The sequence below is a fragment of the Streptomyces sp. ADMS genome (genome assembly GCF_033441795.1).
Lineage (GTDB): Bacteria > Actinomycetota > Actinomycetes > Streptomycetales > Streptomycetaceae > Streptomyces.
In genome coordinates this window covers 18,368-32,190 of sequence record NZ_JAVFVX010000039.1, presented here as the reverse complement: position 1 = coordinate 32,190, position 13,823 = coordinate 18,368, and the positions used below count along the sequence as shown (strand labels likewise).

At 72.1% G+C, this 13,823-nt stretch carries 9 protein-coding genes; all 9 read right to left on the bottom strand.

Features of this window, described 5'->3' with window-relative positions; all coding sequences use genetic code 11:
• Positions 1-45: 45 nt before the first annotated feature.
• The 9 genes from RB628_RS18690 to RB628_RS18650 all read right to left on the bottom strand — a co-directional run bounded on the left by RB628_RS18690 (position 46) and on the right by RB628_RS18650 (position 13,391).
• Positions 46-699 carry a cutinase family protein gene (locus tag RB628_RS18690; RefSeq protein ID WP_318321608.1) on the bottom strand — a complete coding sequence of 218 codons (654 nt, stop codon included), beginning with the start codon at positions 697-699 and terminating at the stop codon, positions 46-48.
• Between the two features lie 81 nt (positions 700-780).
• Positions 781-2,016, bottom strand: a complete 1,236-nt coding sequence (locus RB628_RS18685; protein WP_318321607.1) for a helix-turn-helix domain-containing protein — start codon at positions 2,014-2,016, stop codon at positions 781-783.
• A gap of 122 nt (positions 2,017-2,138) precedes the next feature.
• On the bottom strand, positions 2,139-3,077 hold the full coding sequence (locus RB628_RS18680; RefSeq protein ID WP_318321606.1) for an alpha/beta hydrolase family protein: 939 nt from the start codon (positions 3,075-3,077) through the stop codon (positions 2,139-2,141).
• Positions 3,078-3,099: 22 nt separating this feature from the next.
• Complete coding sequence (locus RB628_RS18675) at positions 3,100-7,083, bottom strand: type I polyketide synthase (protein WP_318321605.1); 3,984 nt, start codon at positions 7,081-7,083, stop codon at positions 3,100-3,102.
• Complete coding sequence (locus RB628_RS18670; RefSeq protein WP_318321604.1) at positions 7,080-8,870, bottom strand: fatty acyl-AMP ligase; 1,791 nt, start codon at positions 8,868-8,870, stop codon at positions 7,080-7,082. Before RB628_RS18670 ends, RB628_RS18675 begins: the two co-directional genes overlap by 4 nt.
• Positions 8,871-8,942: 72 nt before the next feature.
• The gene (locus tag RB628_RS18665; RefSeq protein ID WP_318321640.1) at positions 8,943-10,505 is read right to left on the bottom strand and encodes an acyl-CoA carboxylase subunit beta; all 1,563 of its coding nucleotides are present in this window, start codon (positions 10,503-10,505) and stop codon (positions 8,943-8,945) included.
• A gap of 155 nt (positions 10,506-10,660) precedes the next feature.
• Positions 10,661-11,542, bottom strand: coding sequence for a metal ABC transporter permease (locus tag RB628_RS18660; RefSeq protein WP_318321603.1), 882 nt, complete (start codon positions 11,540-11,542; stop codon positions 10,661-10,663).
• The gene (locus tag RB628_RS18655; protein WP_318321639.1) at positions 11,539-12,381 is read right to left on the bottom strand and encodes a metal ABC transporter ATP-binding protein; all 843 of its coding nucleotides are present in this window, start codon (positions 12,379-12,381) and stop codon (positions 11,539-11,541) included. Before RB628_RS18655 ends, RB628_RS18660 begins: the two co-directional genes overlap by 4 nt.
• 74 nt (positions 12,382-12,455) lie before the next feature.
• Positions 12,456-13,391, bottom strand: a complete 936-nt coding sequence (locus RB628_RS18650) for a metal ABC transporter solute-binding protein, Zn/Mn family (RefSeq protein WP_318321602.1) — start codon at positions 13,389-13,391, stop codon at positions 12,456-12,458.
• Between the last annotated feature and the right edge of the window lie 432 nt (positions 13,392-13,823).

Sequence of the window (13,823 nt, the reverse complement as noted above, 5' to 3'; positions counted from 1 at the left end):
CCCGGGCCCTTTCCCGTGTTCCGTACGACTGCGGGCTCAGACGGCTCAGACCTTGCCCGCCGCGAAGTCGGCCGCCGCGCCGGCGTTCGCGGTGTAGCCGAGGTGGGCCAGCACGTCACCCCCGCCGTTCTCGCAGATGGGGTCGCCCTTGGCGCAGAAGTCGATGGTGCGGCTCTGGTAGGTGCCGGTGACGCTCTTGCCGAGGGCCCGGATCGGGTTGCCGAACAGCAGTACCGCGGCGACCCTCGGCTCCAGGGCGGCGGGAATGGTGGCCACGATCGGGCTGCCGACCACCGCGCCGGCGCTGCTGATTCCGATGGAGTTGTCGACGACGTTCGCGCCCTGCGAATAGCCGACGAGAATGAAACGCTGGTTCGGGCACGCGGACGCCTGGCTCCTGACGTGGTTCACCAGATCCGAGTTGCCCTGTGCGGCCGAGGTGAGGGAAAGGTTCGCGGGGTAGTCCACCTTGTAGCTGGACAGGCTTTTGCCCGTCAGTTTCCGCTGGAGAGTGGAAAACACCGGGTCGCCGACGATCAGGCCGAGAGTGCCCGGCTCGAACGTGCCGCGAGCTGCGACGACGTCGATGTCACTACAGGCGGCGACGGGTGCGGCGGCGGTGGCGGCGGGCGCCGAGAGGGTGGTCAGTCCGGCCCCGCCGACGAGTGCGAACGCGGCGAGACACAAGCGGATACGCATGGGGGATCCTTTGAGGGTGGGGCGCGGTCAAGCGCCTGTGAAAAGGACGTCCCGAACGTATTCGCGTTTACGCACCGAGGGTTATGGACGGGAATTCAGGAATTCCTCGTTTTTTTGTGCCGATGTGAGTGCCAGGATCAGATCCAGGCGGCTACCGGGGTCGTGCAGGGCCTCGCCGAAGAGCTTCTCCAGCTGGCGCAGGCGGTAGCGGACCGTCTGCGGGTGGATGTGGAGGCGGGCGGCGACATCCGGCACGTTGCTGCCGCTGAGCAGCCACGCGAGCAGCGTCTGGGCCAGCCTGCCGCGCTGCTGCTCCGACACCGCGTCGAGGGGGGCGAGGGCGTGCACCCGCAGCAGGTCGAGCATGGGTTCGTCGCTGTGCAGCAGCAGGGTCGACAGGTGGTCGGCGCAGCGCACCACCCCCTGCCGGGGCAGAATCCCGCGCCCCATCAGCCCGAGGGCCCGGGTGGCCCAGCGCAGCGACCTGGCGGCCTCGGTCGTCGGGACCGTCGGCCCGATCGCCGCCGGCCGCCCCCGCAGCGCGAGAGCGAACGCCCTGCCTCCGAAGCCGCCCGAGCCGTCCGGGTCGGGCACCAGCATCCGGGGCGGCCGGGACTCCATGTCCACCAGCGCTCCCGCCGCCGCGAGCGGCCGTTCCTCCTCCCGCTGGTCAGCAGCGGTCGCGAGGACGACAACCGCGACGTACGGCGGTACGGTCCACCGGGCGCCGTGCGCCAGGTCCCGCACCGCCTCCGGGGACACCGGGCCCTCGCCCAGCAGCAGGCCGAGCAGCCGCCCCCGACGCCGCTCCAGCTCGTCGGTGCTGCGCAGTTGTCCCTCCGCGTACCCCGCCGCCGCGGCCTCGGCGACCTCGTGCACGGTCCGGAACGCCAGCTCGCCCAGCCCGGCCATGACCGCGGAGTCCAGCCCGAGTTCCTCCGTCGTACGGCCCAGCAGCCGCCAGGCGTGCAGACCCCCGACCCGCAGCGCGGACTGCAGCGTTTCGAGGCTGTGGCCCTCCAGCGCCTCACCGCGCCCCAGCTCGTGGTAGATCGCGGTGATCGAGTCTCCCCGGCCGCGCGGATCGGCGATGTGGTCGACGAACAGGGTGAGCGCCTGCACGACCCCCGATCTGAGGTGTGCGCGGTTCGTTCCGTCGGTCGACCGGGCGGCGTACTCCGGGACCTGTCTGCGCACCTCCTCCTCCACCTCGTCTGCGACGGCCTCCAGCTGGTCGCGCAGGAGTTTGGCCAGTTCGGGCGGCACAGCGGCGGCTCCGGGGCCGTCCGGGGCGCCGTGCGATGCGGGGGTGGCCAAGGAGGGCCCTCCTTCCACCCGGAGGCGGCTCACCCTCGGGCTGTTGCCCGTGGGATGGGGGACAAGTCCTGGGTAGGACGCATATCCCCGGCGCTCCGTTCCGCGCCCCGACGGTACCGGCCTCACTCCGGCACCCCCAGCGCACCGGCGAGCATCGGCCACGACGCGCTGAACTCCTTCTTCCAGTAGTCCCAGCTGTGTCCTCCTCCCGTGTAGTAGTGGGTCGTGACCGGGACGCGCAGCCGCGCGAGCGTGTCGGTGAAGGCGTGCGCGGAGAGCCACAGGGCGCTCTCCAGCGCCTCGGGCAGCCAGTCGCCGCTGCCGCCGACGACTCCGCTGCCGCTGGAGACGTACAGAGGGGTGCCGCGCAGCCCCTCGGCGCGGGAGCGCGGGTTGAAGTCGCGCCAGGTGAGGAGGTTGAGGAGGGGGCTGCCCCAGAGGGAGCGGGGCGCGAGGTTCTCGCGGGCCACGATGGCGTCCATGAGCGGGGGCACACCGGGTGCCATGGTGTCGAGGATGCCGCTGTACGAGGCAGCCGCCGCGAACATGCCCGGATGACGTGCGGCGTGCGCCATCGCGCCGTAGCCGCCGGTGGAGACCCCGGCGACGGCCCGGACACCGGAGGCCCGGTACTGGCGGGCGAGCAGCGCGGGCACTTCCGTGAGCTGGAAGGTCTCGTAGTCCGGGCCGCCGCGCCAGGCGCTGGGAATGCCGGTGGGCCCCGCGTCCGGCATGGCCACGATCAGGTCCCGGCCCTCGGTGAAGGCCTCGATGTCCGTCTCCCGCGTCCACGAGGTGTAGTCGTCGTGGGCGCCGTGCAGGAGATGGAGGACGGGGTAGGTCCGCCCGGTCTGTGTGGCGAATCCCGACGGCAGGATGAGCCGTACCGGCGCGCTGCGGCCCAGGGCGGGGGACGCCACGGAGACGTCCAGGGTGCGGGCAGAGAGCCGGGTCACGGCTTGGGCGGTGGCGGCTCTGGTGCCGAGCAGCGCGGTCAGGCCGACGGCCGTCGCGGCCTTGGTGACGGTGCGCCGGGAGACTCCGGGACTGGGATGGGCCATGACGTGCTCCTCGTCGTTCGGTTCAGCGGCTCTGCTCGTCCAGTGCGCGCCGCAGCTGGGCGGCGATCTCGTCGACATACGGCGGGTCGAGCAGGGACAGATGGTGCCCCGCGACCCGTAGGACCGTCAGCTGGGGGCACACCTCGTCCCAGCCGAGCGCCTCGTCGTCCCGTTCGTACGCCGGGTCGCGCACGGTGTGCGGAGCGGTCCCGGTGGCCCGGTACAGGACCACCCGTCCGTCGTAGGGCCCGGGCCGGTGGGCCTCACCGATCCGCAGGTCCAGATAGGAGGAGCGCTGGTGCTCCAGTGCGGCGGGCGGTATGTCGGCGGCCTCGCGCAGGGCCCGCAGCACGGTGTCGATGCGCTCGCCGTCGTCGTCCATCGCCAGCAACTTGTCGTACGGAAGCTCCAGCTGGACGCCGTACGCGTCGGCGACATGACGGGCGAAGCCCGTGAAGTGGGCGCGTACGTGGTCGGCCGGGGAGTGGTCGGGCCGGGGGAGTGGCCGTACGGAGTCGATGAGTGCCACGAGCCCCACGTCCCGCCCGGCGGCGGTGAGCTGCCGTGCGGTCTCCTGGGCGACAAAGCCGCCGAAGGACCAACCACCCAGCAGATACGGCCCGTTGGGGTGTGCGGCAGTGATGACCTCGGCGTAGCGGCGCGCCTTCTCCGTCACCGTGGGGACATCCGCGAGTCGTTCCAGTCCGTACACCGGGCGCTCCTCGCCGAGCCGTTCGACGAGCGTCCGGTAGACGTCCGTCGTGCCGCCGGCGGCGTGGACGAGGAAGAGCGGGGCCCGGGACCCGGTGGCGCGCAGGGTGCGCAGGGGCGAGGCCGGCCCGTCTGCGGGGAGCGACCGCTGGAGGTGGTCGGCCACCGCCTGGACGGTGGTGGCGCCGAGCAGTTCGCGCAGCGGCAGCTCGATCCCGAACTCGCCTTCCAGGGCGGTGCGGATCCGGACGGCCATCAGGGAGTCCAGGCCCAGGTCGGCCAGTGCGGTGGAGGGTGCGATGCGGGCCGCAGGATGGCCGGTGACGGTGGAGATGTGGTGACGCAGCCGGCCGGCGACGGATGTGTCCGGTGCGTAGGCCTTCCTGGGTGCCGCTTCCGGTGCTGCTGTCGCACGCCCGTCCGTCCACCAGTGCCGGACGTGCCGCCACCGTGGCGCGGGCAGGTCGATGACATGCCCCGGTGGCAGCGGCAGGCGCCCGCCCGCGCAGTACAGGGCGCCGACCTGGGCCAGGAACTCGGCGGAACCGTCGGCGTCGCGGCGCAGTGTGCCGATGGCGAGCACGCCGGGCGCGGTGTCGGTGACGGCCCGGGTGAGGACCGGATGGGGCGAGATCTCGACGAAGGCGGTGTGACCGTCGGCGGCGGCCGCCGCGACGGCCCGGTCCAGGCGTACGGGCCGCCGCAGGTTCGCGGCCCAGTGGGCGGCGTCGAAGAGGGAGTCGCCGCGCGGGTCGTCCAGGACGGTGGAGTAGACGGGGAGCCGGGGCAGACCTCCCCGGATGTCGGCCAGCGCGTCGGTCAACTCAGCGAGCAGCGGCTCGACTTGGGGCGAGTGCCCGGCACCCACGACATGCAGGGAGCGAACAGTCCGCCCCTGCTGTTCCAGCCGCCGCACCAACCGGGCCACGGCCGGTTCCTCCCCGGTGACGACCTTCTGCCCGGGCGAGGAGTGCACGGCGACGCAGACACCGGGGAAGTCCCTTTCCAGGACGTCGAGTTCGCCGTCGTCGAGGTCGACGACAGCCATGGCGCCGCCGCGCAGACCGCTGAGCAGCCGGGCCCGTACGGCCACCACCCGGGCTGCCTCCGACACATCCAGCACGCCCGCGCACACCGCGGCGGCCACCTCGCCCACCGAATGACCGATGACGGCGACCGGTTCGGCACCGTAGGAGCGCCACAGCTCGGCAAGCGCCAACTGAAGCCCGAACAGGACGGGTTGGGCGACCTCCAGACGTTCGAGATCGCCGCCGTACGCCAGGTGCTCGAACAGGGACAGCCCGCACTCCGGGGCGATCTGAGCGTCGAGCTTCTCCACGGCGGCGGCGAACACGGGCTCCTCGGCCAGTAGTCTGCGCCCCATCCCGGCCCACTGACTGCCGTACCCGGAGAACACCCACACCGGACCACGCCCGACCAGATCCCGCTCACCCGTGATGACCCGCGCGTGCGGGCGCTCCTGCGCCAACGCGCCCAGTCCGTCGGCGAGTTCGGCACGGTCTCGGGCGACGACCGCTGCGCGCACAGCCCCTCGCCCGGCGCGCCCGGCGAGCGTGCGCGCCACGTCGGCAGGGTGCGCGGCGCTACCCTCGGGCGTACCGAGCCAGTCGGCGATCCGGGCCGCGGTGTCCCGGAGGCGGACGGCGTCGACGTCGGAGAGGAGGTGGAGGCGGGTGACCGGCTCCTCCTCCCGGGGCGGCGCGAAGACGTCGGGCCGCCATTCCTCCAGTACCGCATGGGCGTTGGTGCCGCCGAACCCGAACCCGGACACCCCGGCGGTGGCCGTACCGCCGTAGCGGGGCCAGGGCTCGCACTCGGTGACCACCCGCAGCCGTACGTCGTCCAGGGCGCTCCCGTCCGTGCAGTGCAGGGACGGCGGAATGACGTCGTGGTGCAGTGCGAGGACCGTCTTCACCAGCCCGGCGATGCCCGCGGCGGACTCCAGATGGGCGAGGTTGCCCTTGACGGAGCCGAGCAGCAGCGGCTGGTCGGAGTCGCGGCCGGCACCGAGTACGGCACGCAGCGCGCCCGCCTCGATCGGGTCGCCGAGCGGGGTACCGGTGCCGTGCGCCTCGACATGGTCGATGTGCGCCGGGGTGAGCCCTGCCCGGGCGTAGGCGGTGGCCAACAAGGCTTGCTGAGCGACGGGGTTGGGGGCCAGGAGGCCGTTGGAGCGGCCGTCGGAGTTGACGGTCGTGGCGCGGATGACGGCGAGAACGCGGTCGCCGTCCCGCTCGGCGTCGGACAGCCGCTTCAGCAGCACGGCCGCGCATCCCTCGCCGCGTCCGATGCCGTCGGCCGCCGCCGAGAACGGCTTGCACCGCCCGTTCGGCGCGAGGGCCCCGGCCCGCCGGAACGCCACGCTGACGGTGGGCGAGAGCAGCAGGTTGACGCCGGCGGCGATCGCAGTGTCGCTCTCGCCGGCGCGCAGGCTGACACAGGCGTGGTGCACGGCGACCAGAGAGGACGAACAGGCGGTGTCGACCGCCATGCTCGGGCCACGGGTGTCCAGCACGTACGACAGCCGTCCCGCCGTCACGCTCAGCGCCCCGCCCGCGGGCGCCCAGGGATCGACGGCCGCCGGGTCGGCGCCGGTGAGCGAGCCGTACTCGGCGGCGGAGACGCCGACGAAGACACCGGTGGCGCTGCCGGCGAGGGAGGCGGCCGGGACGGCGGCATGGTCGAGAGTCTCGTGGACGACCTCCAGGAGGATCCGCTGCTGCGGGTCCATCACCGCGGCCTCGCGCGGAGTGATGCGGAAGAAGTCCGCGTCGAAGCCCGCGATGTCGTCGAGGTATCCGCCGTACAGGGGCGCGTCGGAGGGCGGAAAGGCGCCGAAGTCGCGCCACCGGTCCTCGGGCACCCGGCGGACGGCGTCGACGCCCTGGGTCAGCAGTCGCCAGTAGTCGCGCGGCCCGTGCACACTCCCGGGCAGCCGACAGCCGACCCCGATGACCGCGACGGGCTCGTCGGCCGCCGTCGGGGGAGGGGCTGGTCTGTCCACCGGAGCGATCCCGGTCCCCGTCTCCGTTTCCGTACGGCACAGATGCGCCACCAGGGCGTCACCGGTGGGCGCCTCCCACAACAGGGTCGCCGCCAGTTCACGGCCCGTTGCCCGCGAGAGCTCTCCGGCCAGCACGACCGCGTCCCGCGACGACATCCCGAGGTCCGCCAGCGGCCGGTCCATGGGCGCGTCCTCGACAGCCGTACCGTTCCACGCGGCCACCCGCTCGGCGACCAGCCCGCGCAACCGGCGCTCGTCCGCGCCCCTCATGCGCCCGGCTCCGCAGACTCCGCAGACTCCGCAGACTCCGACGGCTCCGACGGCTCCGGCGCAAAGGCGCCTTCCAGATAGCGTTGCCGGGTCAGCGCCCGTGCCACCTTGCCGCTGGACGTACGGGGCACGGTGCCCGGCGGCACGAGGACGACGTCGGCGAGCCGCAGCCCGTGGCGTCCCGAGACGGCCGCGCGCACGGCACGGACCAGTCCCGGTACGTCGATCTCCGCCAGACTGGTGCTCCGTACATGCTCGGCCACGACTACCACCCGCTCGCCCGTGTCACCCGGTACGGCGAACGCGGCCAGCCGGTCGCGTCGCACGGCGGGGTCCGCGTCCTGGACGGAGGCCTCCACGTCCTGCGGGTAGTGGTTGCGGCCGTCGACGACGATGAGGTCCTTCAGCCGTCCGGTGACGATCAACTGCCCGTCCAGGACGGTCCCCAGGTCGCCGGTGCGCAGCCAGTGGCCGTTCCCGGCCGTGTCGTCGGCGAATTCGGCGCGGAAGACGCGTTGGGTCTCCTGGTCCCGATTCCGGTAACCGCGCCCCACGTTGGGCCCCTGCACCCAGATCTCGCCGACCTCCCCCTCGGAAAGGCGGACGCGGGACACGGGGTCGGCGACACGCACCCGCTGGCCCGCCGGAGTACCGCAGCCGGCCAGTGTCACGGCTGTGGGATCGTCGGCCTGCGCGGGCAGGGCCTTCCCGGTGGCGAGGGCGTCGCGGTCGAGGGCGAACCGGCGGAGCGGCTCCCCGGGCCGTGCGGCGCTGACGAAGACGGTGGCCTCGGCGAGCCCGTACGACGGACAGTGGGTGTCCGGGGCCAGCCCCTGGGCGGCGAAGGCGGCGTGGAAGCGGTCGGCCGTGCCGGGGCGGACCGGTTCGCTGCCGTTGAGCAGCGCGGCGACATCGTCCAGCCGCAGCCCCGCCTTCTGGGCGTCGGTGACGACCGAAGCGCAGTAGTCGTAGGCGAAGTTGGGCGCCGCGCTGAGCGCGCGCGGGTGTGCCGCGAGCAGCCGCAGCCAGCGCGCCGGTTCGTGCAGGAACGCGACGGGATCCATGAGGACCGACAGCATCCCCCGTACGACCGGGGCGGCCACACTCAGGACGAGCCCCATGTCGTGGTAAAGCGGCAGCCAGCCCACACAGGTCGCCGGGCGGTCGTCCACACCGTAGGCGGCCAGTGCCTGACGGGCGTTGGCGACGACATTGCCGTGTGTGATCTCCACACCCGCCGGGGAACGGGTCGAACCGGACGTGTACTGGAGGTAGGCGACCGCGTCGTCGTCCGGCGCGACCGGCATGAAGTCCCCTGCGTCGGCTGGCACTTGGTCCACGACGACTGTCGGCACCGGCCCACCGGCACAGAAGTCCCGGACGTCATCGTGAATGTGGCTGGTCGTCAGAACCACCGCCGGGCGTGCGTCGTCCAGCACCGCCTCCAGCCGGTTGCCGTGCCCGGGCAGACCGGGGGGATACAGGGGTACGGCGACCAGTCCGGCCGTGAGCGCCGCCAGAAAGGCGGTGACGTAGTCCGTACCCTGTGGGCACAGCAGCGCGACCCGCGTTCCGGGCTCGGCCTCATCGGCCAGGCGGGCGGCCAGCGCCCTTACCCGCAGGTCCAGTTGGCGCCAGGTCAGGGTGCGGTGGACGCCGCGCGAGTGCGGGGCGGGATGGTCGACGAAGGTGAACGCCCGCCGGTCGGGAATGGTTTCGGCCCAGTGCCGTACGTACTCCGGCAGACTCCGGTGGGCGGGGGCGAGCGGGGGGCGGCGGATGTCCATCGGGCATGGCTCCTCACATCGCGGGAACGCCGGTACTCAAACGGCTCGGACGGCTCAGTGGGATCGGGCAGCTCAGAGGGGGATGTTGCCGTGCCTGCGCGTCGGCGTCGGGGCACGCTTGCCGCGCAGTGCGCGCAAGGCACGGACGATGTGGGTACGGGTGTCGCGCGGGGCGATGACGGCGTCGACGTACCCGCGTTCGGCCGCCAGGTAGGGAGTCCCGTGTGTGCTCTCGTACGCGGCGACGAGACGGGCCCGCAGCGCCTCCGGGTCGTCGGAGGCGGCCAGTTCACGCCGGTGCAGGACCCCTACCGCGCCCTCGGCGCCCATGACGGCGATCCGGGCGGTGGGCCAGGCGAGGTTGATGTCGGCGCCCAGATGCTTGGAGCCCATCACCGCGTACCCGCCGCCGTACGCCTTGCGCACCACCACCGTGACCTTGGGCACGGTCGCCTCGGCGTACGCGTACAGCAGTTTGGCGCCGCGCCGGATGATCCCGGCCTGCTCCTGACGGACGCCGGACAGATAGCCCGGAACGTCGGCGAAGGTCAGCAGCGGGATGCCGAACGCGTCGCAGAACCGCACGAAGCGCGCGGCCTTCTCGGAGGCGTCGATGTCCAGGACACCCGCGCTGCGCAGCGGCTGGTTGGCGACGACCCCGACGGGACCGCCCTCGACGAGGGCCAGCGCGCAGATGATGTTGGGCGCGAACAGCTCCTGGACCTCCAGCAGTTCACCCCCGTCGACGACCGCGCGCAGGATGTCCCGCATGTCGTAGGCCTGCCCGAGCCGGTCCGGCACGACCTCGTCGAGACACACCCCGGCCGGCGGCTCCGCGGGCGCGTACTGCGGGGGGCGCTCCAGGTTGTTGGCGGGCAGGTACGACAGCAGGTCCCGTACGGTGTCGAGGGCCTCCACCTCGTCGGCGGCGAGGAAGTGCGCGTTGCCGTTGACGGAGTTGCTGGTGCGGGCGCCGCCCAACTCCTCGGCGCTGGTGCGCTCGCCGGTGACCGTCTCGATGACGTCGGGCCCGGTGACGAACATGTGCGAGGCACCGTCCACCATCACGGTGAAGTCGGTGATGGCCGGCGAGTAGGCGGCTCCGCCGGCGCACGGCCCCAGCACGACCGAGAGCTGGGGGATAACCCCGGACGCCTGCACGTTGCGGCGCACCAGTTCGGCGTAGAGGGCGAGCGAGGTGACCCCTTCCTGGATGCGGGCGCCACCGCCGTCGTTGAGACCGATCACCGGACAGCCGGTCTTCATGGCGAGGTCCATCAGGGCGATCGTCTTCTCCCCGAAGGCTTCGCCCATGCTCCCGCCGAACACCGTGGAATCCTGGGCGAACACACAGACGGGACGACCGTCGACCATGCCGTGCCCGGTGATCACCCCGTCCCCGTACGGGCGACGGGCCCCGTCCCCGGTGTGCCGCGCCCGGACGAACATCCCGGTCTCGGTGAACGAGCCCTCGTCCAGCAGCAGGTCGATCCGCTCCCGGGCGCCGAACTCCCCGCGTCTTCTCTGCCCGCCCTCTGCCAGGGCCCGCGTCCGACGGCTCTCCAGTACGGTGAGGCGGTCGGCGGTGCGGTCGGGCAGGTGCGCTGCCCAGGATGTTGTCGCCTCTAGCGTCACAGCCACCTCCGAAGTGGCTTTCGAATATGGCAGCGCCGGAGGAGCGGACCGGGTCCATCACCGTTCTGTGTGCGGGAAATGAGTCCTGCGGGACCGCGGTTCGTCCGTGAGTGACAAGGTCCCCTGTGAGACGGGCCACGTCAGGGCGTTCGGTCTCAGGCGGGCTGCGGGACTGTCCTCCGGTCGCCCCGTCGCCGGGTGCGGTAGGTGCCCGCCACACGGCAGAGGGCGTAGATCGTGAACGAGATCGTCGTGACGTACGGGCTGATGGGGATGGAGCTGCCCAGGGCGAGCAGGATGCCGCCCTCGATGGAGAGCACGGCGAAGGCCACGCTGAGCAGCGGCAGCAGCACCGGGGAGGCGGTGACGCGGGCGGCAGCCGCAGCCGGAGTGACGACGAGCGTGAGGACCAGCAGCGCACCGACGACCTGGACCGACAGGGCCACGGCGAGACCGAGCACGATCATGAAGGCGAAGGACAGTCCGCGCACCGGCACGCCACGGGCCGCGGCGACGTCCGGGTCCGCGCTGGCGAAGGCCAACGGCCGCCAGATGACGGCCAGGACGGCCAGAACCAGGACGGAGGTGCCCAGCAGCCAGGTCGTCTGCGGGGTGTCCACGGCGACGATCTGCCCGGTGAGCAGGCCGAACTTGTTGGCTGCCCGGCCCTTGTAGAGAGCGAGGAAGAGCACGCCGAGCCCGAGACCGAACGGCATGAGGATGCCGATCGCCGAGTTGCGGTCGCGGGCCCGCGCACCCAGGACACCGATCGCGCCGGCCGCGAGGAGCGAGCCGACGATCGAGCCCGCCACGATGTTCGCCCCCAGCAGCAGCGCCGCCGACGCACCCGCGAAGGACAGCTCGCTGATGCCGTGCACCGCGAAGGGCAGGTCGCGCATGATGACGAAGACCCCCGCCAGACCGCCGACGAGGCCGAGGGCGGCACCCGCGATGAGGGAGTTGCGGACCAGCGCCAGGAGTTCGCCGTAGTTCTCGAAGCTGAAGATCTGGTGCCAGACCCCCTCGGCGAGCGTCATCGGTGTACTTCCTCGGTCTCAAGGGCGGTCTCAAAGGCGGTCCGAGGGGCGGACTCGGGGGCGTGATGCGGTGGTGCGGCCGGTCCGTCGGGGGCGCCGACGACCACGACCCGCCCCTGGACACGGACGACGTCGACCCGTGTGCCGTACAGCCGCGACAGGGAGTGCGAGGTCAGCACGTCCTCCGGTGTCCCGATGCGGTGACGACCCGGAGCCAGGTACAGCACGCGGTCGACCAGGCCGAGCACCGGGTTGATCTCGTGGGTCACGAAGACCACGGAGGTGCCGTGGGACCGGCGGCGGGCGTCCACGAGTTCGGTGACGGCCCGCTGGTGGTTGAGGTCGAGGGAGAGCAGCGGCTCGTCGCAGAGCAGGATGCGCGGGTCGGTCGCCAGGGCCTGCCCGATACGGACACGCTGCCGTTCGCCGCCGGACAGCAGGCCGAGGGGGACATCGGCGTAGGCCGAGGCTCCGACCGCGGCGAGGATCTCGTCCACCCGGCGGCGGACGGCGCCCGTGCGCAGCCGGGGTCCGAAGCGGTGCCCGTCGATGCCGAAGCGCACCAGATCGCGGGCGCGCAGCATCGCCTGCGCGGACAGTTCCGCCTGCTGCGGGACGTATCCGAGATGACGCCCGGCCTCACGCGCGGGGCCGCCGAGGACGGTCAGGGTGCCGGCGGACAGGGGCTGCCGGCCCAGCAGGGCCCGTACGAAACTGGTCTTGCCCGATCCGTTCGGTCCGAGCACGGCCAGGAACTCCCCCGGTCGTACGTCCAGATCGAGGCTCTGCCACACCACTCGGGCGCCGTACGACAGTTCGGCACCGCGCAGACTGACCACCGCACCGGAGTCGCCGCCCCCGGCGGGCCCCTCATCCTGGCGGGGCCGGGGCACGGCGGACGGGGCGGACTGCCTCACTTGGCGAGCGCGCTCGCGAGCGCGTCGACGTTGGAGGTCATCCAGCCGAGGTAGTCGTTGCCGGCGGGCAGGGTCTCGGTCACCGGTACGACGGGGATGCCGGCCGCCTTGGCCGCGGCCTTGGACTTCTCGGTCTGCGGGCCGGAGGTCTGCTCGTTGTAGACCAGCGCCGCGACCTGCCTGTCGCTGAACACCGCCAGCGTGTCCTGAAGGACCCTGGGGGAGACGTCGTCGCCCTCCTCGATGGCCTCACTGAACGCCGAGGGCGTCTTGTTCACCAGACCGCTCGCGGCGGTCATGTACAGCGGCACGGGCTCGGTGATGGCGATGCCCTCGCCGGCGTGCTCCTCCTTGATCAGGGCTTCCTTCGTCTCCAGCGCCGTCAGCTTCGTCTTGAAGGCATCGGCGTTCCGGGTGAAGAGGGCGGCGTCGCCGGCATCGGCCTTGCCCAGGGCGGCGGCGACGCGGTCGGCGATCTTCGCGACGGTCGGGAAGTCGTACCAGACGTGCTCGTTGAGCTCCCCGCCCTGCGGGGCGGTCTTCCCGGAGACCTTGACGGCGTTGATGACCTCGGCGGAGGAGCCGCCGCTCTTCAGCATCCGGTCGACGAAGTCGTCGTAGCCGCCGCCGTTCTCGACGACGACCTTCGCCTTCGACAGCGCCAGCTGGTTCTGGGTGTCGGCCTCGTAGGAGTGCGGGTCCTGGTCGGGGTCGCTGATGATCGACGTGACGTCGACCCTCGCGCCGCCTATCTGCTCGACGATGTCGCCGTAGACGTTGGTGGAGGCGACCACGGCGACCCTCGACGAGGCGGCCGGTTCCTGCGCACCGCTTCCGTCACCGCCGGAACCCGACGGACTGCCGCACCCCGCCAGGAGGGCCAGCGAGGCGCCGGTGATCAGGGCGAGGCGCCGGGACTGGGACGGGAACATGGATCCTCCACGACAGGGGGGTTCAGAGAGACGTTCACAGGAGCCTGGTCGGCACGCGGCGGACCGGCATGCGCCACGGTAGATGGAAATGAATGTCAAGAACATGGCCGATTCCGATCGATATGGAAATCATTGCCAACACTTGACGCGGCGCCGACGGGCCGCACGGCCTGGCCCGCGCTGTCTCCGGTCTCTCCCTGAGCGACGGGAAACGTGCAGCCCGGCGCCGTTCTGCCGCTGTCGCGACGGCGCCGGGCTACTCCTGTGCGTGCCGGATGGCGTCCAGGACGATGTGGGCGACATGGTCGTCCGTTCGGGCAGGGACTGGGGCAGGGCAAGGCGACGGCCCGGTGACGGTGAACTTCTGCCCGACCGCCCTGCCATGCCCCGGGTCGGCGCAGCTACGCGACTCTCGGCCTGCGGTTTCGAACC

Excerpts from the sequence above, each read along its gene's own strand:
- RB628_RS18690 (WP_318321608.1), bottom strand. The coding sequence starts at position 699 with ATGCGTATCCGCTTGTGTCTCGCCGCGTTCGCACTCGTCGGCGGGGCC.
- RB628_RS18680 (WP_318321606.1), bottom strand. The coding sequence starts at position 3,077 with ATGGCCCATCCCAGTCCCGGAGTCTCCCGGCGCACCGTCACCAAGGCC.
- RB628_RS18675 (WP_318321605.1), bottom strand. The coding sequence starts at position 7,083 with ATGAGGGGCGCGGACGAGCGCCGGTTGCGCGGGCTGGTCGCCGAGCGG.
- RB628_RS18670 (WP_318321604.1), bottom strand. The coding sequence starts at position 8,870 with ATGGACATCCGCCGCCCCCCGCTCGCCCCCGCCCACCGGAGTCTGCCG.
- RB628_RS18660 (WP_318321603.1), bottom strand. The coding sequence starts at position 11,542 with ATGACGCTCGCCGAGGGGGTCTGGCACCAGATCTTCAGCTTCGAGAAC.
- RB628_RS18650 (WP_318321602.1), bottom strand. The coding sequence starts at position 13,391 with ATGTTCCCGTCCCAGTCCCGGCGCCTCGCCCTGATCACCGGCGCCTCG.